Raw genomic sequence first — 22283 nt, 5'->3', positions numbered from 1 at the left:
CCATGAAGACTTTGATCAAGAACGGCACCGTGGTCAATGCCACGGGCCGAGGACTCGCCGATGTGCTGATCGACGGGGAGAAAATCGCTGCCGTGCTCGCGCCCGGCTCGAACCTGCTCGGCTTCGATGTGGCGGGCAATGTCGACCGCGTCATCGACGCCGGCGGCAAGTACGTCATTCCCGGCGGCATCGACGCCCACACCCACATGGAGATGCCGTTTGGCGGCACCCAGGCCAGCGACACCTTCGAAACCGGAACCCGCGCCGCCGCCTGGGGCGGCACCACGAGCATCGTCGACTTCGTCGTGCAGTACGCCGGCGAAAACGTGCTCGAGCGCTACGCCGCCTGGCAGCAGAAGGCTGCCGGCCAGTGCGCCATCGACTACGGCTTTCATCAGATTCTCAGTGACGTGCAGGACAGCTCACTGACCGCCATGGACGAACTCGTCGCCGAGGGCGTCTCGAGTTTCAAGCTGTTCATGGCCTACAAGGGTGTCTTTCTCAGCGACGACGGCCAGATCGTCAAGGCCATGCAGCGCGCGGCCACCAACGGCAGCATGATCATGATGCACGCCGAGAACGGCAGCGTTATCGACCTGCTCGTACAGCAGGCCGTCGCCGCCGGCAATATCAGCCCGCTGTACCACGGCCTCACCCGGCCCTGGCAGGCCGAAGAAGAAGCCACGCACCGGGCGATCATGCTCGCCAACCTCACCGGTGCTCCTCTCTATATAGTTCACGTGTCTGCCAAGCAGTCCGTGGACCAGATCGCTCAGGCCAGGGACAACGGCCAGAATGTCTTCGGCGAGACCTGCCCGCAATACCTGTACCTCTCGCTCGAGGACAATCTCGGTGCTCCCGGGTTTGAGGGCGCGAAATGGGTGTGCTCGACGCCGCTGCGCGCCAAGGCCGAGGGCCACCAGCACCACATGTGGCAGAGCCTCGCCACGAACGACATCCAGATGGTCTCCACCGACCACTGCCCGTTCTGCATGAAGGGTCAGAAGGAGATGGGCCTGACCGACTTCTCTAAAATTCCCAACGGCATCGGGTCGGTCGAACACCGCATGGACCTGCTCTACCAGGGCGTGGTCGACGGCAAAATCTCGCTCGAACGCTGGGTCGAGGTCTGCTCGACCACCCCGGCGCGCATGTTCGGCATGTACGGCCAGAAGGGCGTGATTCAGCCGGGCGCCGACGGCGATGTGGTCATCTACGACCCGAACGGGCACACCTCGATTGGTGTCGATAAGACTCACCACATGAACATGGACTACTCCGCCTGGGAGGGCTACGAGATCGACGGCCACGTCGACACCGTCATCTCCCGCGGCAAGGTCGTCGTCGACGGCTTCGCCTATCTCGGCACCAAGGGTGACGGCCGGTATATCAAGCGCGGCCTGAGCCAGTATCTGATTTAGGGGGGAAGACATGGATTTCGGAGCAGTACTGCAGACCAACCCGCCGTCGGCGCGCACCGTGCAACTGGCCAAACTAGCCGAGGCCCACGGATTCAGTCACGTCTGGACCTTCGACTCGCATCTGCTCTGGCAGGAACCCTATGTGATCTACAGCCGTATCCTGGCCGAGACCAGCAAGATCATCGTCGGCCCCATGGTCACCAACCCGGCGACCCGCGACTGGACGGTGACGGCATCCACTTATGCAACTCTCAACGAGATGTACGGCAACCGCACCATCTGCGGCATCGGGCGCGGCGACTCGGCCGTGCGCACCACGAATGGCGCGCCGACCACGCTGAAGACCCTGCGCGAGTCGATCCATGTCATTCGGGAGCTTGCCAACTCCCGCCCGGTCGAATACAACGGGGCCACGGTGCAGTTTCCGTGGAGCCGCGGATCGAGCCTCGAGGTCTGGGTCGCCGCCTACGGTCCGCTCGCGCTCAAACTCACCGGCGAGGTCGGCGACGGCTTCATTCTGCAGATGGCCGACCTCGACGTCGCCAAGTGGATGATCGAGAGCGTGCGCACCGCAGCCTCCAACGCCGGGCGCGACCCGATGGCGATCAAATTCTGCGTCGCCGCCCCCGCCTATGTCGGTTCGGACTGGGAACACATGCGCAACCAGTGCCGCTGGTTCGGCGGAATGGTCGGCAACCACGTGGCCGACATCGTGGCCAAGTACGGCACCGATTCCATCGTTCCCGCGGCCCTCACCGACTACATCAAAAACCGTGAGGGCTACGACTACAACCAGCACGGCAAGGCGGGCAACGAGCACGCCGCGTTCGTGCCCGACGAGATCGTCGACCGATTCTGCCTGCTCGGCACCGCGAAAGACCACATCGAGAAGCTCGAGGCACTCAGAGACCTCGGCGTCGACCAGTTCGCCAGCTATCTGCAGCACGACAACAAGGAAGAAACGATGCGCGTCTACGGCGAAACCGTGATTCCGGCCATGACCGATTCCATCATGGCCACAAAATAGCATTTTCATCTCCACCATCACCGACCCAGAAAGCCAGCGATATACGTGACTGACACCAGCACACACACCGTCCCTCCCGCAGCCACCGGCGAGGCGCCGAGCCTCAATGCGCGCACGAGCGAACTCGACCGGGCGCACGTCTTCCATTCCTGGTCGGCGCAGGCGGCGCTGAAGCCGCTCGTCATCGCTGGCGGGCTGGGCTGTCGCGTCTGGGACCACGATGGTCGCAGGTATCTTGACTTTTCGAGTCAGTTGGTGAACGTGAATATCGGCCACCAGCATCCGTCGGTACTGAAAGCCATCACCGAGCAGGCCGCTCTGCTGACCACCATTGCGCCGTCGACGGCGAACCTGGCCCGCGGCGAAGCAGCCCAGCGCATCACCGATCGCGCCCCCGCCGGGTTCAACAAGGTCTTCTTCACCAACGGGGGAGCGGATGCGAATGAAAACGCCATGCGCATGGCCCGCCTGCACACCGGCCGCGACAAGGTGCTCTCCCTTTATAAGTCGTATCACGGCAACACCGGGGCGGCCGTGGTCGCCACCGGCGACTGGCGCCGCATTCCCAACGAGTACGCGCGCGGCCACGTGCACTTCTTCGGGCCGTTCCTCTACCGCAGCGAATTCTGGGCGAGCAGCGAAGAGGAGGAATGCGCCCGCGCGCTGCACCACCTCGAACGTGTCATCCAGGGTGAGGGTGTGGCCTCGGTTGCCGCTATTCTGCTCGAGTCGATTCCCGGCACCGCCGGAATCATGATGCCGCCGGTCGGCTACCTGCCCGGGGTACGCGCGCTCTGCGACAAGTACGGCATCATGCTGATCCTCGACGAGGTCATGTGCGGCTTCGGGCGCACGGGCAACTGGTTCGCTTTTCAGGCCTATGACGTCGTGCCCGACCTGATCACCTTCGCCAAGGGCGTCAACTCCGGCTATGTACCGACCGGAGGCGTGATCATCTCCGATGCCATCGCGGCAACCTTCAACGAGACGGTCTTTCCCGGCGGACTCACCTACAGCGGGCATCCGCTCGCCATGGCGTCGATCGTCGGTGCGCTGGATGCGATGGCCGACGAGGGCATCGTGGAGAACGCGGCCCGCATCGGGCGGGACGTGCTCGAGCCTGGGCTGAAAGCCCTGCAGGTCAAGCACCCGATTATCGGCGAGGTGCGCGGGGTCGGCGTGTTCTGGGCGCTCGAACTCGTCGCCGACCCGGCAACTCGCGAGCCGGTGAGCGGCGCCGTCATGGCCCGCGTCAAGGCCGAGCTGCTCGGGCGCGGCCTGCTGCCTTTCCTCATGGAGAACCGCATCCACGTCGTTCCGCCGTGCGTCGTGACCGACGTCGAAGTTGCCGAGGCGCTCGCCATCTACGACGAGGTGCTCAGCCTCGACCTGCTTTCCTAACCGCAGTCAACCCTGAAGGACGTTTCACCATGACCGACACCCCCACCATTCAGCACTACATCGACGGCGCAGCTGCCGCCGGCACCTCCACCCGCACCGCGCCGGTTTACAACCCGGCCACCGGCAAAGTCGCCAAGAACGTATTGCTCGCGAGCACGGCCGATCTCGACGCTGCCGTCGCGGTCGCCCAGGCCGCCTACCCGGCCTGGCGCGACATGAGCCAGGCTCGCCGCCAGACCATCATGTTCAATTTCCGCGAACTGCTCAACGCGCGCAAGGGCGACCTGGCCGAAATTCTCACGGCCGAACACGGCAAGGTCACCTCCGATGCGCTCGGTGAGATCATTCGCGGCCTCGAGGTCGTAGAATTCGCGCTCGGCATGCCGCACCTCTCCAAGGGCGAGTACTCCGAGAACGTCTCGACCGGCGTCGACGTCTACACGCTGCGCCAGCCGCTCGGCGTGGTCGGTATCATCAGCCCGTTCAACTTTCCGGCGATGGTGCCGCTCTGGTACTTCCCGATCGCCATCGCGGCCGGCAACACCGTCGTGCTCAAGCCGAGCGAAAAGGACCCGTCAGCGTCGAACTGGCTCGCCGAGCTGTTCACCGAGGCCGGCCTGCCCGCCGGTGTGCTCAACGTGGTGCACGGCGACAAGGAAGCCGTCGACGCGCTGCTCGTGCACCCCGACGTGCAGGCGATCTCGTTCGTCGGCTCCACGCCGATCGCCCGCTACATCTATGAGACCGCGGCCAAGCACGGCAAGCGCGTGCAGTCCCTCGGTGGCGCCAAGAACCACATGCTCGTGCTGCCCGATGCCGACCTCGACCTGGCAGCGGATGCCGGCGTCAACGCCGGGTTCGGATCCGCCGGTGAGCGCTGCATGGCCATCAGCGTCATCGTGGCCGTCGAGCCCGTCGCCGACGAGCTCATCGCGAAGATCGCCGAGCGCGTCAAGGGCCTCACGGTCGGTGACGGCACGCGCGGCTGCGACATGGGCCCGCTGATCACCAAGGTGCACCGCGACAAGGTCGCCGGCTACATTGACATCGCCACGGCGGACGGTGCCGACGTCGTCATCGACGGTCGTGACATCGAGGTTGATGGAGACGCCGACGGCTTCTGGCTCGGCCCGACCCTGTTCGACAAGGTCAGCGTGGACTCCGCCGTGTACCTCGACGAAATCTTCGGACCGGTGCTGTCGATCGTGCGCGTCGCCAGCTACCAGGAGGGCCTCGACCTCATCAACGCGAGCCAGTACGGCAACGGCACCGCGATCTTCACCAACGACGGCGGGGCCGCTCGTCGGTTCCAGAACGAGGTGCAGGTCGGCATGGTCGGCATCAACGTACCGATTCCGGTTCCGGTGGCGTACCACTCCTTCGGCGGCTGGAAGAACTCGCTGTTCGGCGACGCGAAGGCCTACGGCCCCGCCGGCGTCAACTTCTTCACGAGAGAGAAGGCGGTCACGAGCCGTTGGCTCGACCCGAGCCATGGAGGAATCAACCTGGGCTTCCCCCAGAACCACTAGTTCCTCCCCGCGAGAGCGCAAAAAGTGCCCGATTGGAACCTCCAATCGGGCACTTTTTGCGCTCTCGGCGGCCTAGTGGGCGGTGTGGGACTGCTGCACCCTCGCGGCCTCGGATTGCAGGGCTTCTATTACGGTGCGCACGGCCAGGCGCTCGGCTCGGTCGGGGCGCATGAGGGCCACGATTTGGCGCTCGGATTCGATTCCGCGCAGGGGCTTCAGCACGAGGCGGCCGGGCTGGCCGCCGCCGGAGGTGTAACGCGGCACCAGCGCGATGCCGAGCCCGGCGATCACGAACGATTCGATCAGGGCGAGGTCGGCGAACCGCTGCGACATCGACAGCCGCGCGCCCGCCTCCTGCTCGATCGCGTGCAGAATGCGCTCGAACGGATACCCGTCGGTCACGCCGATCCAGGTCTCGCCGATCAGGTCGCTCGGACGCACCCAGGCGCGATCTTCAAGCGGATGCCCCACCGGCAGCCCCACATCCAACGGCTCGGTCATCAGCGGCACCACTTTCAGGCCGCGGCCGGCCCAGGAAAGCTGCCCACTCATCGAGTGGGCCAGCACGATGTCGTACTCTGCTGTGAACGCGGGAAAGTCGCTCAGTTCGGGGTCTTCGTCGGCGCAATTGAGCACGAGGCCGGGCCTCAGGTGCTTGATCACGCCGGGCAGCAGCATCTGGCCGGCGGTGGGAAAGGTGACGAGGCTGACTTCGCCGGTGGCGAGGTTCCGAAATTCGTCCCAGAGGGCGGTCGCCTTCGCGAGTGACACCGCGACATCCGTTGCGCTGCGGGCGAGCGCACGGCCGGCGTCGGTGAGCACGAGGCCGCGACCCTGACGCTGGGTGAGCGGCAGACCGGCTTCGCGTTCGAGCACCTTGAGCTGTTGGGAGACCGCCGAGGGGGTGCGGTGGGTGGCCAGGGCGACCGCTGTGACGCTGCCGCGGTCGGCGAGTTCGCGGAGTAGTTCGAGTCGTTGCACGTCCATGTAGTTAGCCTAAACAGTTCATGCAACATAAAGCGATTGTGCTGCACGGTTGTTGGTGTTCTACTAAAAGAGTCATACACGAGCAATGTCGCCTCCGTGCCGGGCCACTCCATCTCCTCTGAAAGGCACCTCGTGTTCATCCTCATCTCACTCCTGTCCGTTGCCGTTGTCTCCATCGCCGCCCTCGTCGTTGAGGTTCGCCGCGATGGCTACCGTCAGATCGAGCGTCGCAATCTCGTTCGCGCCTTCTAACTCCCACCGCCTCTTCACTTCACTTCCCGCTCTCGCATCCGCCCCTCGTAGGGCCGTTTGTGAAACCGAGCCATCTGCGTCCTCACTGGCTGCGTTTGTGCACTCCTTCATGGGGATCGGCGGGGCAGGGTCACCTGCTCCTCGAGCAAAAATTCGCAACCCCGCAGGAAACCCGCCCCGCCTTGTCTCCTGGGGGCTGTGAGCCATGCTCTAAACTGGCGAGCGTGACTGATACGCGGCAGAAACTCATCGACTTCATCTCGGCCGAGGCCGTTTTTCACGGCGACTTCGTTCTCACGAGCGGCAAGAAGGCCACGTACTACGTGGACATGCGCCGGGTGAGCCTTGACCATCGGGTCGCCCCGCTCATCGGGCAGGTCATGCTCGACCTGATTCAGGACGTTCCCGACGTCGTCGCCGTCGGCGGCATGACCATGGGCGCTGACCCGATCGCCGCCGCCGTCATGCACCAGGGCGTGGCCCGCGGCGCGAGCTACGACGCGTTCGTCGTGCGCAAGGAACCGAAGGACCACGGACGGGGCCGCCAGGTCGAGGGCCCCGAACTCGCCGGCAAGCGCGTGATCGTGCTCGAAGACACTTCGACGACCGGGGGGTCGCCCCTCGCCGCCATCGAAGCCCTGCTCAAGATCGGCGCTGAGATCGCCGGCGTCGCCGTCGTGGTCGATCGCAACACCGGTGCCCGTGAAGTGATCGAAGCCGCCGGTTACCCCTATTTTGCCGCGATCTCCCTTGAGGACCTGGGGCTGAACTAGTGGCGCCAGACGACGACGAGCTCGGAATCGCCTGGCTCGCGTCGCAGCTCGGCAAGCCCGTCGGCGAGTCGGGTGCGGAATCCGGTGCCGACTCGCTGGTGGCGTCCGGTGCTGACGATGCGGATGCCGCCGCTCCCATTGTTCCGGTCGCGCCCGTTTCGGACGAGCTCGGGCGAAGAGGCCACCGCGCCGCTGAGGCACAGGCCGAACCGGTTGCCGCCGTCGAGCTGGCGCCCGTCGCCCCCGAAGTCCCGGCAGCGACCGTCGACCTGCCCAGTTCTGAAACGGATGCTGGTCCGCAGGGCCCGGCGGGGAGCATCCGCTCTCAGTCCGGTGAGGACTTCGGCGATCAGCCGACCGAGCTGCTGACTGCGCCGGGCACGTGCGGTGCCACCGAGTCTGAGGCCAGCGGTGCTGCGGCCGCCACGACCGTCATCGTCGGCGCCGCGACCCCGATCGCGGCGCCGACAGCTGCCGAGCCGCCGAGCCGCCACCGCTCCCGGCGGGGTACCGGCGGTGCCCGCCAGGCCAGCCTGGTCTGGACCGCCGTCGGACTGCTCGCGGCCATCGTTCTCGCTGGACTGTTCTATCTAGGCCAACGGCTCGTCGCGAGCCCGGTTCCGGTAGCCGCGCCCACCCAATCCGCTTCGCCCACACCGACACCAACTCCCACGCCGACTCCGACGCCGGAGATTACCGCGGTACAGCTGGCCGGCGTGCACGAGTGGAATACCCTGTTCGGCGGGGAATGCCTCGAACCCTACGGCTCGCCGTGGGAAGAAGACTTCACGGTCGTCGATTGCGCGGCCTCGCATACGGCTCAGCTGGTGTTCCGCGGCGACTTCGGCGGCGACGCGACCACGGCCTTTCCAGGCGAAGCCGCACTGGCCGCGCAGATCAACCTACTGTGCACGAGCCCCGGAATTCTGGACCTGAACGCCGCCGGCGCCTACCCGAACCTGCAGATGCAGGGCAGCTATCCGATCACCGAAGACCAGTGGACCGACGAGCCACGCAACTTCTACTGCTTCGCCAGCCGGGCCTCGGCTGAGCCGATCAGCATGAGCATCATGGGAGCCGGACCCGGAGTCTGAGCGGCCTAGAGCTCGTCGCTCTCGATCAGTTCGGTCACGAGCAGCTCGTGCACACCAGCCACGATCTCGTCTGGCCGGAACGGGTACCGGTTGATCTCGGCCTCGTCGCTTATGCCGGTCATCACGAGAATCGTGTGCAGACCAGCCTCGATGCCGGCGACAATGTCGGTGTCCATCCGGTCGCCGATCATGCCGGTGTTCTCGGAGTGCGCGCCGATCTTGTTCATCGCGGAACGGAACATCATGGGGTTGGGCTTACCGACGACATAGGGTTCCATGCCGGTGGCCTTGGTGATCAGCGCCGCAATTGCCCCGGTCGCTGGCATCGGGCCGTCTTTGCTCGGTCCGGTGGCATCCGGATTCGTCGCGATGAACCGTGCGCCGCCCAGAATTAGCCGAATCGCCTTGGTGATGGCCTCGAACGAATAGTTGCGCGTCTCACCAACCACGACATAGTCGGGAGCGGTTTCGGTCATTATAAAGCCGGCCTCGTGCAGGGCAGTGGTGATTCCGGCCTCGCCGATCACGAACGCCGTGCCACCAGGCATCTGCGATTGAAGAAAGTCTGCCGTCGCGAGCGCCGAGGTCCAGATGCGGTCCTCCGGCACGTTCAGCCCGCTCGAACGCAGCCGGGCGCTCAGGTCACGCGGCGTGAAAATGGAGTTATTGGTGAGCACCAGAAACGGGGTGCCAGAATCCGTCCACTGCTGCAGCAGTTCGGAGGCTCCGGGGAGGGCCTCATTCTCGTGCACGAGCACACCGTCCATGTCGGTGAGCCAGCATTCGATTTCGTCGCGTCGTGCCATCGGGCGCTCCTTCATGTCGACTCTCAGCCTAGCTGCGCGAGGTTTCGCCTCGGTTACATCTCAGGCAATAAAGCGGATGCTGCGGCCCCACCCGAAATCGCCCGTGCCGGCACGACGGCCGAAACTGCCGAAAGCTGGCTAGTGCCTCAGGCGGTGACCCAGATGGACGCGGCAGCAGCTGGCGTGATCAGCCGGCTCTGGCCATCCGCTAACACGATGGTCAGTGGCGCCGCGAGGGTGAATGCGGTGCCTGGTCCGATCAGGTCAGCTGCGAGTTCGCGCAGCACTGCGGGGTCGCGGTCGCTGATGCGCAGCACGACTCCGGCGTGCCCGACCGCGGCCTCGGCCAGCAGCGCCGACGGCTCCCGCACGACGGAGCCGTCGGCGGCCGGAATGGGATCGCCGTGCGGATCGTGCGCTGGAAACCCGAGCCGGGCGTTGATCGCTTCGAGCAGGCGATCCGAGATGGAGTGCTCGAGAATTTCGGCTTCGTCGTGTACCTGGTCCCAGTCGTAGCCCATTTCGCCGACCAGCCAGGTTTCGATCAGGCGATGCCGGCGCACGACCGCCGTTGCTCGTAGCCGGCCGGCATCCGTCAGCGCCAGCGGCCCGTAGGGAACGTGGGTGATCAGCCCGCTCGCGGCGAGCTTCTTCACCATTTCGGTAACGGATGACGGCGCCACTCCCAGTCGCACGGCCAGCGCCGACGGGGTGATCAGGTCGCTCTGCCACTCGGTGTGGGAGTAGATGGTCTTGAGGTAGTCCTCGGCGGCGCCGGTCGTGTAGGTCATTTCTCTTCAGGGTAGCAAGTTGGCTGACGGGGAAGCCAGTGCCAGGCGAGTCGGTGCCGTCGGCCAACACGCGAGAGCTACCGAAGCTGCCGGTGGGCACGTTGTGGGCTGGAATCCGGGCGATCTCGGCACTGGGATCTCTGCACTGGGATTTCGGCACTGGTTTTCTGCACAAATTGACACAGAGGGGGGTGAAGGGGCAATGCACACCATACGATCAGAATTCGGCGTCTCGCCGAGAAATTGCTGTGCACGACGGGCTCTGCCGGAGTGACAGGGGATGGGTTAGCTAATGGAGGTCGCAGTGCGCAGGTTTTTTTCGGTTCCGCGAGGTAATTCGTCGCGGGTGGTGGCGGCATCCGTTGCGGCAGCGCTGATTCTGGGCTCGGTACTGGTCGCGGTTCCCGCGCAGGCAGCGATGACCGACCTGACCATAGATGACGTCGTTTACGCATTCGACGATACAACGATGAGTGCAACAGCGACGTACTACGAAGGCTCCGCAACGACGCTCGCGTTTCCCGAGAGTTTCCCGGGTGCGTACGCGCCCTATACCCTCACTGCCATTGGCGCGAACGCCTTTCAATTCGCCTCGTTGACCTCGGTGACCCTCCCCGAGGGGCTGCTCACCATTGGTGCGGCAGCCTTCCAATATGCCTCGTTGACCTCGGTAACCCTGCCCGAGGGGCTGCGCACCATTGGTGAAAGCGCGTTTTACGGCACAATCTTGGGTGCGTCTGTTGCCATTCCGGCGTCGGTGACCAGTATCGGAAACTACGCTTTCTCCGGCAACAATATGACCGGCGTCACCTTTCAGGAGGAGGGGGCTCTCGCCACTATCGGCACCGGTGCTTTTTCCTATAACGAATTCACTTCCGTTAGCATTCCGGGGTCCGTGACCGAAATTGGCAACGATGCATTCGACCACAACCTATTCCTGACCGAGGTGACCCTGAATGAGGGGCTGGAGACGCTCGGCAACTGGGTCTTTGCCCACGCCAATATCCCGTCAGTCGTCATTCCTTCGACGGTTACGAGCCTGGGGCAGGGTGTCTTCTATAACAACACGTCGCTGGCGTCGGTGACGTTTGCCGGCCGCGCGCCGACGTCTTGGGCAGCTCCCGGAAGCAGCGCGTCGCTGGGCGAATCCAACGCGTTGGTCGTTAGCTACCTGGCTGAGTGGGGCTTCGAAATCGTCGGAGACGGCGGGTTCACCCACCCGACTTGGAAGGGCCACAACACCGCGCTCTACGTGGCCGAAGTGCTTGACCCGACCGTGACGTTTGAGCTGAACGGGCACGGCACCGCCGTGAACGCCCAGTCGGTGAGTGCTGGGGATTCAGCAGTTCGTCCAGATGATCCGTCGGAATCGGGCTGGTTGTTCAGCGGCTGGTACAGCGATGCAGAAGTTCTCCAGGTTCCGTTCGACTTCGGTACGCCAGTGACCGTCGATGTGACCGCGTATGCGAAATGGACGGCAGTGGTCGATGCCCCGACCGACACCCCGACCGACACCCCGACCGACACCCCGACCGACACCCCTGTTGCCGCCGCGCTGACCCTTGACCTCGACCTGGCTATCGGCGATGTCGTGGCCGGCTCCACGGTCACCGTCTCGGCAGTGGGGTTGCTGGCAGAGTCCGCCTACACGGTGGTCGTGCGTTCGACCCCGGTCACGATCGCGTTTGGATCCGCCAGCCTCGACGGTACTGTCACCGGCACGGGCGTCATGCCCGCCGGGATGGAAGCCGGCGCGCACACCGTCACGTTCAGCGGAACGGCTGCCGACGGCAGCGCTCTCAGCAGCGTCGTGTACTTCACTGTTGGCGCCGGGGGCATTGTGACCTATCTGTCATCCGTTGAAGCGGCTGCTGCCTCCGCGGTTACGGCTGCTGCCGCGGCTTCCCTGGCTTCGACTGGCTTCGCTGGTGCGCCGCTCGGCGTCGCCGCGCTGCTGCTGCTGGTAGCCGGAGCCGCGCTCGTCGTTCGGCGTCGTCGGGTCGCCGCGTAGGGCATCCGCCTGTTGCGGCCGTCACCTCGCCAATTGGGCGGGTGGCGGCCGTTTTATTGCGGTCGGCGAACTCGAGCAACGGGAGGCGCCGACACGTTGGCCGACCGTTACGCTCCGGTGAAGACGAGTACGAGCAGCACCACGTTGAGGGCGACCAGCGCCAGCGCGCACACCACACCGGCGGCGGTCGTGAACCAGCGGTTGGTGAACGTGCCGAGCAGGCCGCGCTGCGCGGTCAGCCAGACCAGCGGAATCAGCGCGAACGGAATGCCGAACGAGAGCACCACCTGGCTGAGCACGAGCGCCTGGGTGGGGTCGAACCCGACGCCCAGAATGAGCAGAGCCGGAATCAGCGTGACCAGCCGTCGAAGCAGGAGCGGAATGCGCACGTGCAGCAGGCCGTGCATAATCTCGGCCCCGGCATAGGCGCCGACCGAGGTTGAGGCGAGCCCCGACGCGAGCAGTCCCACCGCAAACAGCGTCGCGACGATCGGTCCAAGCGTGTCCTTGAGCGCCGCATAGGCTCCCTCGAGCGTGTCGGTTCCGTCCACACCCTGCAAAGCGGATGCTGCGAGCAGCAGAATCGCCAGATTCACTGTTCCGGCGATGGCCATCGCGATCGTGACGTCCCATTTCGTGGCCCAGAGCAGGCGGCGGGTCGCGACCACGCCCTGCCATTCCGGGAATCGGTCGCGGGTGAGCGAGGAGTGCGCATAGATGGCGTGCGGCATGATCGTCGCGCCGAGAATGGACGCGGCGAGCAGCACCGAGTTGCTGCCCTCGAAGCGCGGAACCAGACCGTCGAGAACGCCGCCGGCATCGGGCGGGGAGACGAAGACGCCGGCCGTGAAACCGATGGTGATAATGAGCATGAGCATGATGATGACGCGTTCGAAAATGCGCGGTCCCCGCCGCGAGTGCACCATGAGCACGATCATCGAGATGGTTCCGGTGATCACGCCGCCCCAGATCAGCGGCAGGTTGAACAGCAAGTTGAGGGCGACGGCGCCGCCGATGATCTCGGCGAGGTCGGTGGCCATGGCGACGAGTTCGGCCTGAATCCAATAGAGCCGCCGCGCGGTGGGCCGTTTCATGCGCACCCCGAGAATCTCGGGGAGGCTCTGCCCGGTGACGATCCCAAGCTTGGCCGAGAGGTACTGAATGAGCCAGGCCATCACGTTGCCAGCCACGACCACCCAGACCAGCAGATAGCCGTAACGGGCTCCGGCGGTCATATTGCTCGCGACATTGCCCGGGTCGAGATAGGCGACCCCGGCGACGAGGGCCGGTCCGAGCAGCCACAGCAGGCGGCTGGAGGCGACCGTGGTGGGAGCCTGGGCGAGCACGCGATCGGGAGCGGGGGCATCCGTTTTAGACATGCCGAAACCCTAGCCGAAATTTAGGCAGACCGAAAGCCCGAATCTGGGTTCGGCCGGCGGGTTACGGTTAAGCAGTGATCGAACCAGCCGCCCCCACCTTCGCCGTCGACAGCTCTTCCTCCGAACGCTCCACCTACGGGGTCGGTCCGTGGCCGGGGGAGTGGCCGAGCGAAGACCGGTACGACGCCGAGCTGCTCGAGCACGGCGACACCCGCAACGTGATCGACCGGTATCGCTACTGGAATATGGCCGCGATTGTGGCTGACCTGGATGAGCACCGGCATCCGTTTCACGTGGCGATTGAAAACTGGCAGCATGACATGAACATCGGTTCGATCGTGCGCAGCGCCAACGCGTTCGGCGCCGACACCGTGCACATTATCGGGCGCAAACGCTGGAACAAGCGCGGTGCCATGGTTACCGACCGCTACCAGCATGTGCTGCACCACACGGATGTCGCCGCGTTCGTGCAATGGTGTGCCGCAGAGGCGCTGCCGGTGATCGCGATCGACAACGTGCCAGGAAGCGTCATCATCGAGACCTTCAGCTTCCCAGAGCGCTGCGTGCTTCTGTTCGGCCAGGAGGGCCCCGGACTGTCGGAGCAGGCCATCGCCGCCGCGGAATCCATCGTCGAAATCAGCCAGTTCGGGTCGACCCGCTCGATCAACGCCTCGGCCGCCGCGGCCGTCACCATGCATTCCTGGGTGGTTCAGCACCGGTTCTGATTTTTCCTTCATTCGGTGACGGTTTGGGGCTAGCGTGACGGTATGACTGCGATCACTGATGATCTACCCGCCCGCCTGCTGCACGAAGAAAACGCCGGATGGGAGGCCATTCTGGGCGGTACGGGCGGCGCCTACTACCAGCGCGAAATGACCGACGACGGGTTGATGATCGTGCCGGGCGCTGTCATCACGCGCGACCAAGTCACCGCCTACTTTGATCAGGCGGCGCCGTGGGAGAGCTACGGCATTCACGAACCCGCCATCATTCGCCTCGGCGAGCACGCCGGTGTCGTCGTCTACAAAGCAATTGCCCGGCGCGGTGAGGTGGTGGCCGAACTGAACATGTCGACCACCTATCTGTTCGTCAATGGTGGCTGGCGCGTCGCGGCCCGGCAGCAGTGCCCAGCGTAGCCTGGCCCATCCGTTCAGCAGTCTGGCGTGCATGAGCGCGCCCGATGTGGGTGCTCGCTACGGTAACCGAACGTAGCGCCCACCGATATCGGGCGCGGTCACGAGACAGGGGCGGCAGCGCACCGAAAGCGGCGGCCTGCGGTCTTGGTAGGATTCAGTGTGACCGGCGACAATTTGATTTCAGAGCCCGAGACCCTTCTTCCCGCGGAACCGGAGGTGCTCGAGGCCCTTCGCCGAACCGCGTGGAGCGAGATCGCCGCTGTGGTGCAGGTGCACCCGACGTCGCCGCTGGCCTGGGCTGAGCTGGCCGATGCCACCCATTCCGAGGGCCGTGTGCTCGAGTCGTACGCCTATGCTCGGGTCGGTTATCACCGCGGACTCGACGCCCTGCGCAAGGCCGGCTGGCGCGGCCACGGCCCCATTCCGTGGCGCCACGAACCCAACCGCGGGGTGCTTCGCGCCCTGTTCGCGCTGCGCCGCGGTGCCGAAGAGATCGGTGAGGCCGACGAGGTCATCCGTCTCACCGCTTTTTTGACGGATGCCGATGCGAGCGCCATTGACATCATCGGAGCCCGTTACACCGGCAGCCCCGGCTTCGACCCGGCGCCGCCGACCGAAGCCTTTGTTATTCGAGGAGAAGACTAAATGCCCGCGATCGTACTCATCGGAGCCCAGTGGGGCGACGAGGGCAAGGGCAAGGCCACCGACCTGCTCGGTAGCCGGGTCGACTATGTCGTCAAGTTCAACGGCGGCAACAACGCCGGACACACCGTTGTCATCGGTGATGAGAAGTATGCGCTGCACCTGCTGCCGTCGGGCATCCTGAGCCCCGGAGTGACCCCGGTCATCGCGAACGGCGTGGTCGTCGACGTCGAGGTGCTGTTTGAAGAGCTCGACGCGCTGATGGAGCGCGGTGTCGACGTCTCCCGGCTCAAGGTCAGCCTGAACGCGCACGTCATCACGGCGTACCACCGCACCCTCGACAAGGTCACCGAGCGTTTTCTCGGAAAACGCCAGATCGGCACCACCGGGCGCGGCATCGGCCCGGCGTACGCCGACAAGATCAACCGCGTCGGCATCCGCGTGCAGGACCTGTTCGACGAGAACATTTTGCGCCAGAAGGTCGAGGGCGCCCTGGACCAGAAGAACCACATGCTGGTCAAGGTGTACAACCGTCGTGCCATCGAGGCCGAGGAGATCGTCACCGAGCTGCTCAGTTACGCCGAACGCCTGCGCCCGATGGTCACCGACACCGCGTTGCTGCTGCACCAGGCACTGATGGCCGGCAAGAACGTCTTGTTCGAGGGGGGCCAGGCCACCATGCTCGACGTCGACCACGGCACCTACCCCTTTGTTACGTCGTCGAACGCCACCTCGGGCGGCGCGGTGACCGGTTCCGGTATCGCACCCAACCGCATCGACCGCGTCATCGCCGTGGTCAAGGCGTACACGACCCGCGTCGGCAGCGGGCCGTTCCCGACCGAGCTGTTCGACGAGTCCGGCGAGTACCTGCGCGCCAACGGTTTCGAGTTCGGCACCACGACCGGCCGTCCGCGTCGCTGCGGCTGGTACGACGCCCCGATCGCCCGGTACACCGCCCGCATCAACGGTGTCACCGACTTCGTGCTCACCAAGCTCGACGTGCTCACCGGCCTGGCCGAGATTCCGGTCTGCGTGGCTTACTCGGTCGACGGCGTGCGCGTCGACGAGGTGCCCGTCTCGCAGAGCGACTTTCACCACGCCGTGCCGATCTACGAGAACTTACCCGGTTGGACCGAGGACATCACCGGTGTGCGCACGTTCGAGGAGCTGCCGCAGGCCGCGCAGAACTACGTGCTCGCGCTCGAAGCCATGAGCGGATCGCGCATGTCGGCGATCGGCGTCGGCCCGGGCCGTGAAGCCATCGTGGTGCGGCACGACCTGATCGACTAAAGCCGCTACCCGTTTCGGGGTTGACCTGCCACACTGGGCGGGTGACCGCCCTGAGACCCCATTCCCTGACCCTGACAGGTCGTTTTGTGCAGCTGCAACCGCTCGGCAGCGCGGTGCTTCCCGACCTGCACCGCGCCATCGCTCGCCCCGAGGTGTTCGCCGCCGGCTTCGGCGGTGGCCCGGCATCGTTGCACCGGGACGTTGACGGGTTTATCCAATGGGCCGACACCTACTTTCAGTGGGAGAGTCTGCCCTACGTGGTGCGCCTGCTCGGCGGCGCACACGACGGCGACGTCGTCGGCACCACGACCCTCGGCGACATCGATGTCGTCAACGAGTCGATTCACCTCGGCTGGACCGCCTACGACCCCCGCGTCTGGGGCACCGCCGTCAACGCGGAAACCAAGCTGCTCGTGCTCGGCACCGCCTTCGACAATGGTTTCGGCCGGGTCAAAATTCAAGCGGATGCCATCAACGAGCGTTCCCGCGCCGCCATCCTCGGTATCGGAGCCACCTTTGAAGGCATCCTCCGCCGGGATCGCCCCCGCGCCGACGGCACCTGGCGGGACAGCGCGGTCTATTCGATCCTCGCCGATGAGTGGCCGGCCGTTCGCGCCGGACTCGAGGCCCGCCTGGGCGCGTTCGAGTCCCGGTTCGTGTCCTATCGGAGCCTGCGCAAGGCCGGGCCGGGCGGCACGATCAGTGGCGGTGGCCCGCAGAGCGGCGTGCGCAGCGGCGTGAACGGCGGGAGCGCGCCGGATCTGCCGGAGGCGGCGCCCGGAGCCGAGCCGGGTTCGACCCGTGCGGCGGCCGGTTTTGACGCGGAACGAAATGCCGGGGCCGATACCTCGCAGTAGTGGCCTGGGGGCGTTCGTGCTCTCCACGAGGTGCTCGGCGCGCTGAAAATCGCACGGGCGAGCGTCGGCACCGGAGGGGCCGTTCATAACTGCGGAGATTCTCATCTGGAGCCGCTGAATACGGGCTGAATTGGACCTATTCTGGCGAAATCTCCGCAGTTCTGGCGGCCATTGCGAGTAGGGCGAGGCGAACCGCCAAATTGTGCGGCGGTTGATCCCCGATTGGCGGGAATTCCCGCCGGCCGGGTGCGGCACCTGCTGCCATTCTTCGGCGCTTTTCAGACGTTGAGCTCGGCGGGGCGCTGGTGCGCCGACGCCCACTATAGGCTCAGACCGTGCCCCCACAGCCTGCCGCCAGCAACACCCTCGTCACCCTGCAATTTCTCGGTATGGGGCTGATCTGGGGCTCCAGCTTTCTGTTCATCAAGATCGCGCTCGACGGGGTCAGCTTCGGTCAGGTCGCTTGGTCCAGACTCGTGCTCGGCGGACTCACCCTCGGCCTGATCGTGCTCGTGAACCGGCCGCGGGTGAACAACGGGCCGGTGCTGCCGCGCGAAGGCGTGGTCTGGCTGCACTTTCTGGTAATTGCGATCACCGGATGCGTGATTCCGCACCTGCTCTTCGCCTGGGCCGAACAGTACGTCTCGTCGAGTCTGGCGAGCATCTACAACGCGGTCACTCCGATCATGACGGCGCTCCTGGCGACGCTGGCGTTTCGGGTGGAGAAGTTCGTGCGCGCCCAGGTGGCCGGGGTGATGCTCGGCATTTTCGGCGTCGTCGTGATCATCGGTCCGTGGCAATACTCCTCGCTCACCGGCGACTTCTGGGGTCAGCTCGCCTGCCTCGGCGCGGCCGTCAGCTACGGCTTCACCTATGGCTACACGCGTCGTTTTCTGAGCGGCCGGCCGATCGCCGGCAGCACCTTCGCCTTTCTCAATATCGGCATCGGCGGTGGCATCATGTTGCTGCTGACTCCCGTGCTGGCCTGGAGCCCGGTGCAATTGACGCTGCCGATCGTGCTGTGTCTGCTGGCTTTGGGTGCCCTCGGCACCGGAGTCACCTACATCTGGAACATCAACGTGCTGCGCGCGTGGGGCCCGACCAACGCGTCCACGGTGACCTACGTGACACCCGTCGTCGGCGTGATTCTAGGGGTGCTCGTGCTGGCCGAAACGTTCTCCTGGCACGAACCGACCGGGGCGCTGCTGGTGCTCGTGGGCATCCTGCTCACGCAGAAACGGTTGCGGCTCGGGTGGTTCGGGGTGCGGGGCCGGGAGGCGGCGGCATCCGTTTGACGCGGGCAGCATGCATTATCGTAAAACCATGGCCGTACACGAGGAACTACCCCCAGAAGCCGCCGCGGCTGCGATCGACCAGCTGCACAGCATTCGCGAGAGCATCGACAATATCGACGCCGCGCTCATTCATCTGCTGGCCGAACGGTTCAAATTCACCCAGCAGGTCGGGCGTCTGAAAGCCGCCCACGGGTTGCCGGCCGCCGACCCGGCGCGTGAGCTCATGCAGATCGATCGCCTGCGCGGGCTCGCCGAAGAAGCGCACCTCGACCCGGCCTTCGCCGAGAAGTTCCTTAATTTCATCATCGCCGAGGTGATCCACCACCACGTGAAGATCGCCGGCGGCGAGCCGGTCGTGGTGGGACGGGCCGCTGGGGCTGCGGCGGGGCTTCCGGCTGGGTCGGCGACTGTGCCCGCTAAGACTGCTGTGCGCGCTGCGACGCACCCGGTGCCGCACCCGCCGACCGCGCATGCACCGAGCCGGGCGTCGTGATCGTTCGGCGCCGCGCTGTGGGAACCGTGTGGTCAGCAACGTGAGCTGGGATCTGCGCTCCCTCCCCGACCAGAGCGGCAAGACCTTCGTGGTCACCGGCGCCAACGCGGGCCTTGGTTATTTCACCAGTGAGCAACTCGCTGGGGCTGGCGCGCACGTCATTCTGGCCTGCCGCAACACCCTGAAAGCGGATACCGCCGCGGCGGCCATCCGCGATCGCGCGCCCGGGGCATCCGTTTCTGTGCTGCAGCTGGATGTATCAGACCTGCAGTCGGTGCGCGAGGTCAGCGAGACCCTGCGTGCTCTGCCGCGTCTCGACGGTCTGATTCTGAACGCCGGAATCGTGCACCCGTCTGCCGACCGGCAGGTGAGCCTCGACGGCAACGAGCTCATCTTCGCGACGAACTTTCTGGGCCACTTCGCGCTCACCGCCGGCACCCTTACGGCCTTGCGCCGCACGCCCGGCAGCCGGGTGGTGTCGCTCGGGTCGCTGATTTCCCGACTGATGGATTCGTCCCTCGATGATTTGCAGCTCGCCACCACGTACAACGGGTGGAAGGCGTACGCGCAATCCAAGATCGCCATGCAGGTGTTCGGATTCGAACTCGACCGGAGGCTACGGGCGACCGGCGCCGGCATGGTGCAATCCCTGGTGGCACATCCGGGATATTCCATTTCGGGGCTGACTCCGACCATTCCCGGTGTCAATAGCGTCTCGCGGATCAAACGGGTGATCGACGGTGCGCAAACCGTGGTCGGCGCGCAGGGCAAGCACCACGGCGCCTGGTCGACCGTGCGTGCTGCAATCGACCCGGATGCCCACGGTGGCGACTACTTCGGCCCGCGCCTGCTCACCCGTGGCCGCCCCGTGCGCCAGCCCGCCACCCGCACCTCCCGCGACCGAGCCGTGGCCGCGCGTCTCTGGGAGCGAGCCGAGACCCTCATCGACGAGCCCTTCCTCTAATCCCTCTCGCGAAAGCGCAAAAAGTGCCCGATTGAGAGGTTCAATCGGGCACTTTTTGCGCTCTCGCGTGACGTTATACGCGTGGCATCGTGTCGCCACGCCGCTATCCTGACCAAATGAGTACAACTCCCGCCACCCTGACCGCAGTCACACTGGGCGACGGCCTCACGGTCAGCTTGCAGGGCTACGGAGGCATGTCGCTCACTCCGGTCTACGGACCCATCGACCCCGACGACGCCCTGCGCACGGTGACGCATGCTGTTGACTCCGGCCTCACCTTCATCGACACGGCCAACGTCTACGGCAACGGGTTGAGCGAGCAGACCATCGCACGCTTGATCGCCACCCGGCGCGATGAGGTTCAGCTGGCGAGCAAGTTCGGCATCCTCTCTGGTGGCGGCATCGGAGCGCGCGGCATCCGCGGTGACCGTGCCTACGTGTTCGAGCAGATCGACCTGAGTCTCGCCCGCCTCGGCACCGACCACCTCGACCTCTATTACCAGCACCGGGTCGACCCCGAAGTGCCGATCGAAGAAACCGTCGGTGCACTCGCCGAGCTCGTTCAGGCGGGAAAGATTCGCCACATCGGCTTGTCCGAACCGACCGGCGATGAGCTGCGTCGCGCGGTGGCCGTGCACCCGATCGCTGCGGTGCAGTCTGAGTGGAGCATTATCAGCCGGGACGTCGAGCGGCACGTTATTCCGACGGCGATCGAGCTGGGAGTCGGGTTCGTTCCGTACTCGCCGCTCGGGCGCCAATGGCTCACCGGACTCTTCGACCGTGCCTCGCTCACCGACGGCGACGGTCGCCACAAGTTTCCCCGGTTTGCCCCTGAGGCTCTCGCCGCCAACCAGCCGATGCTCGACGAGGTGCTGGCGGTGGCTCGTGAGGCCGGGGTTTCGCCGGCTCAGGTGGCGCTCGCGTGGATTTATGACAAGGGTCGCGCTCTTGGGGTTGCCGTGTCGCCCATCCCCGGCTCAAGGTTTATTGAGCGCGTGGACGAGAACCTGGCGGCCGCGGGCATCCGTCTCGATGCTGCGCACGTCGAGCGCCTGGACGCGCTCGCCGACCGCGTCGTCGCCGGCCGGTCATTCAACCCCCAGTGGGTCTCCGCCGGCCGCGAATAGCGACTCGCCTTCCTCGCGAGAGCGCAAAAAGTGCCCGATTGGACCTCTCAATCGGGCACTTTTTGCGCTCTCGGCTTACGGCCGCCAGCCGCCGGCCATGAGCGCCACCGTCACCCTGCGGATCACCTCGGGCGGATTGCGGAGGTGGGATTTGTTGATGCGGATGACTCGCCAGGTCTCCTCCATGAGCGCGTCGAGGCGGTCAACGTCCCAGTGGTACTGGTTCTCGTCGGTGCGATGCTGCCCGCCGTCGTACTCGAGCAGAACACGGTACCGGCGAAAGACCAGGTCCCCGGTGGCAAGTTTCACGCCGGTGCGGCCCAGAATCAGGCCATTGACCTCGGGCTCTGGCAGGCCGGACCGCACGATCAGCAGCCGCAGGTCGGTCTCGCGGGGTGAGTCGACGCCCGGTCGAATCCAAATTAGCGCCTCGCGCAGGAGCTTCACGCCCCGGTGTCCCGAATAGCGACGAACGGCGGTGAGCAAGTCGCGCGTCGTTGCGAACGGATGCTTGCGGCGCATGAGTGCGTCGCCGATCCGGATCAAGTCGTCGAGTCCAAGCATGGTAGATAGCTGGCACCAGGTGTCGACCGCACTCGTGACGTGCAGGCCCTGAACGTCAACCACGGTGACTGTCTGGGGGGCGACGTGGTGGCCGCGAACCCCGCGTACCCGGTCGCGCAGCGCGGGTGCTTCGGTTGAGACATGAATGGTTTGGGTGCGTTCGACGGCGTAGGGCAGTGGGAGCCCGTGCACGCGAGCAGCAGTCACATGGCTGAAAAAGTCTGATTCGGACATGCGGTGGGCGTAGGTGTGGATGAGCAGGTTTACCGAGTTGTTCTTTCCACGCGGGGTGCGCGTTGCCGGATAGGGACGCGCCAAGTCGGACGCCCGCATCCGCTTCTTGGTTAGGCCGGCGCCACTGCCCTCGGCCGTGCTGAATGGACGTCCGTCAAAGTCCGGTGGAAGTCTGTGAGACCGATTCATGCCCACAGTGTGACCCAACTT

General features: G+C 65.3%; 20 protein-coding genes and 1 pseudogene. 16 read left to right on the top strand and 5 right to left on the bottom strand.

The genetic code is table 11. The features are described 5' to 3' along the window. The first annotated feature begins 2 nt into the window (after positions 1-2). The 4 genes from hydA to E3O11_RS07590 are packed head-to-tail and all read left to right on the top strand — an operon-like array spanning position 3 to position 5378. Positions 3-1421 (top strand): dihydropyrimidinase, encoded by a 1419-nt coding sequence (hydA, locus tag E3O11_RS07605; RefSeq protein ID WP_092447911.1) that lies wholly within the window; start codon positions 3-5, stop codon positions 1419-1421. Between the two features lie 10 nt (positions 1422-1431). After that, a complete protein-coding gene (locus E3O11_RS07600) occupies positions 1432-2448 on the top strand; it encodes a TIGR03842 family LLM class F420-dependent oxidoreductase (RefSeq protein ID WP_092447910.1) in 1017 nt (338 codons plus the stop codon). 45 nt (positions 2449-2493) lie between these two features. Then, positions 2494-3849 carry an aspartate aminotransferase family protein gene (locus E3O11_RS07595; protein ID WP_092447909.1) on the top strand — a complete coding sequence of 452 codons (1356 nt, stop codon included), beginning with the start codon at positions 2494-2496 and terminating at the stop codon, positions 3847-3849. A gap of 29 nt (positions 3850-3878) precedes the next feature. After that, positions 3879-5378 (top strand): CoA-acylating methylmalonate-semialdehyde dehydrogenase, encoded by a 1500-nt coding sequence (locus E3O11_RS07590; protein WP_092447908.1) that lies wholly within the window; start codon positions 3879-3881, stop codon positions 5376-5378. Between the two features lie 72 nt (positions 5379-5450). Here the strand turns inward: E3O11_RS07590 and E3O11_RS07585 are convergent, their stop codons facing one another. Then, entirely contained in the window at positions 5451-6365 is a 915-nt protein-coding gene (locus tag E3O11_RS07585; RefSeq protein WP_092447907.1) for a LysR family transcriptional regulator, read from the bottom strand. Positions 6366-6841: 476 nt separating this feature from the next. Between E3O11_RS07585 and pyrE the strand changes: the two genes are divergently transcribed. Next, a complete protein-coding gene (gene pyrE, locus E3O11_RS07580; protein WP_092447906.1) occupies positions 6842-7390 on the top strand; it encodes an orotate phosphoribosyltransferase in 549 nt (182 codons plus the stop codon). Further along, entirely contained in the window at positions 7390-8484 is a 1095-nt protein-coding gene (locus E3O11_RS07575) for a hypothetical protein (RefSeq protein ID WP_092447905.1), read from the top strand. The genes pyrE and E3O11_RS07575 overlap by 1 nt, the downstream gene beginning before the upstream one ends. A 5-nt stretch (positions 8485-8489) precedes the next feature. Here E3O11_RS07575 and E3O11_RS07570 read toward each other — a convergent pair whose 3' ends face one another. Then, the gene (locus E3O11_RS07570) at positions 8490-9290 is read right to left on the bottom strand and encodes an HAD-IIA family hydrolase (protein ID WP_092447904.1); all 801 of its coding nucleotides are present in this window, start codon (positions 9288-9290) and stop codon (positions 8490-8492) included. A 146-nt stretch (positions 9291-9436) separates the two neighbouring features. After that, positions 9437-10081: a metal-dependent transcriptional regulator gene (locus tag E3O11_RS07565; RefSeq protein WP_092447903.1), complete on the bottom strand. Its 645-nt coding sequence runs from the start codon at positions 10079-10081 to the stop codon at positions 9437-9439. A gap of 304 nt (positions 10082-10385) precedes the next feature. Between E3O11_RS07565 and E3O11_RS07560 the strand changes: the two genes are divergently transcribed. Then, entirely contained in the window at positions 10386-12092 is a 1707-nt protein-coding gene (locus E3O11_RS07560; RefSeq protein WP_166787524.1) for a leucine-rich repeat protein, read from the top strand. Between the two features lie 107 nt (positions 12093-12199). Here the strand turns inward: E3O11_RS07560 and E3O11_RS07555 are convergent, their stop codons facing one another. Beyond that, positions 12200-13471, bottom strand: coding sequence for an Nramp family divalent metal transporter (locus E3O11_RS07555; protein ID WP_092447901.1), 1272 nt, complete (start codon positions 13469-13471; stop codon positions 12200-12202). A gap of 77 nt (positions 13472-13548) precedes the next feature. Between E3O11_RS07555 and E3O11_RS07550 the strand changes: the two genes are divergently transcribed. From E3O11_RS07550 to E3O11_RS07510, 9 genes and pseudogenes are all read left to right on the top strand, one after another. Next, a complete protein-coding gene (locus E3O11_RS07550) occupies positions 13549-14196 on the top strand; it encodes a TrmH family RNA methyltransferase (RefSeq protein WP_092448179.1) in 648 nt (215 codons plus the stop codon). A 42-nt stretch (positions 14197-14238) separates the two neighbouring features. Then, a complete protein-coding gene (locus tag E3O11_RS07545) occupies positions 14239-14607 on the top strand; it encodes a nuclear transport factor 2 family protein (RefSeq protein ID WP_092447900.1) in 369 nt (122 codons plus the stop codon). 159 nt (positions 14608-14766) lie between these two features. Then, on the top strand, positions 14767-15252 hold the full coding sequence (locus E3O11_RS07540) for a DUF3151 domain-containing protein (protein ID WP_092447899.1): 486 nt from the start codon (positions 14767-14769) through the stop codon (positions 15250-15252). After that, a complete protein-coding gene (locus tag E3O11_RS07535) occupies positions 15253-16539 on the top strand; it encodes an adenylosuccinate synthase (RefSeq protein WP_092447898.1) in 1287 nt (428 codons plus the stop codon). A 41-nt stretch (positions 16540-16580) separates the two neighbouring features. Next, positions 16581-17396: a GNAT family N-acetyltransferase gene (locus tag E3O11_RS07530; RefSeq protein ID WP_092447897.1), complete on the top strand. Its 816-nt coding sequence runs from the start codon at positions 16581-16583 to the stop codon at positions 17394-17396. Between the two features lie 335 nt (positions 17397-17731). Next, entirely contained in the window at positions 17732-18691 is a 960-nt protein-coding gene (locus E3O11_RS07525) for a DMT family transporter (protein ID WP_307725674.1), read from the top strand. A 28-nt stretch (positions 18692-18719) separates the two neighbouring features. Beyond that, positions 18720-19037, top strand: a pseudogene (locus E3O11_RS07520) (chorismate mutase); the annotation flags it as partial. 175 nt (positions 19038-19212) lie between these two features. Beyond that, on the top strand, positions 19213-20148 hold the full coding sequence (locus E3O11_RS07515; protein WP_241994672.1) for an SDR family NAD(P)-dependent oxidoreductase: 936 nt from the start codon (positions 19213-19215) through the stop codon (positions 20146-20148). Positions 20149-20264: 116 nt separating this feature from the next. Then, positions 20265-21275 (top strand): aldo/keto reductase, encoded by a 1011-nt coding sequence (locus E3O11_RS07510; RefSeq protein WP_092447895.1) that lies wholly within the window; start codon positions 20265-20267, stop codon positions 21273-21275. A gap of 75 nt (positions 21276-21350) precedes the next feature. Here the strand turns inward: E3O11_RS07510 and E3O11_RS07505 are convergent, their stop codons facing one another. Then, entirely contained in the window at positions 21351-22262 is a 912-nt protein-coding gene (locus E3O11_RS07505; protein WP_134495468.1) for a hypothetical protein, read from the bottom strand. Positions 22263-22283: the final 21 nt, after the last annotated feature.

This window comes from Cryobacterium levicorallinum (assembly GCF_004402405.1).
In the GTDB taxonomy this organism is placed as follows: Bacteria; Actinomycetota; Actinomycetes; order Actinomycetales; family Microbacteriaceae; genus Cryobacterium; species Cryobacterium levicorallinum.
Note: the sequence above shows the minus strand (reverse complement) of the source record. Positions and strands in the feature narration are given on the sequence as shown.

Coding starts and splice junctions, on each gene's coding strand:
- E3O11_RS07555 (WP_092447901.1), bottom strand. CDS start 13,471: ATGTCTAAAACGGATGCCCCCGCTCCCGATCGCGTGCTCGCCCAGGCT.
- E3O11_RS07570 (WP_092447904.1), bottom strand. CDS start 9,290: ATGGCACGACGCGACGAAATCGAATGCTGGCTCACCGACATGGACGGT.
- E3O11_RS07505 (WP_134495468.1), bottom strand. CDS start 22,262: ATGAATCGGTCTCACAGACTTCCACCGGACTTTGACGGACGTCCATTC.
- hydA (WP_092447911.1), top strand. CDS start 3: ATGAAGACTTTGATCAAGAACGGCACCGTGGTCAATGCCACGGGCCGA.
- E3O11_RS07535 (WP_092447898.1), top strand. CDS start 15,253: ATGCCCGCGATCGTACTCATCGGAGCCCAGTGGGGCGACGAGGGCAAG.
- E3O11_RS07545 (WP_092447900.1), top strand. CDS start 14,239: ATGACTGCGATCACTGATGATCTACCCGCCCGCCTGCTGCACGAAGAA.
- E3O11_RS07590 (WP_092447908.1), top strand. CDS start 3,879: ATGACCGACACCCCCACCATTCAGCACTACATCGACGGCGCAGCTGCC.
- E3O11_RS07600 (WP_092447910.1), top strand. CDS start 1,432: ATGGATTTCGGAGCAGTACTGCAGACCAACCCGCCGTCGGCGCGCACC.
- E3O11_RS07585 (WP_092447907.1), bottom strand. CDS start 6,365: ATGGACGTGCAACGACTCGAACTACTCCGCGAACTCGCCGACCGCGGC.
- E3O11_RS07565 (WP_092447903.1), bottom strand. CDS start 10,081: ATGACCTACACGACCGGCGCCGCCGAGGACTACCTCAAGACCATCTAC.
- E3O11_RS07510 (WP_092447895.1), top strand. CDS start 20,265: ATGAGTACAACTCCCGCCACCCTGACCGCAGTCACACTGGGCGACGGC.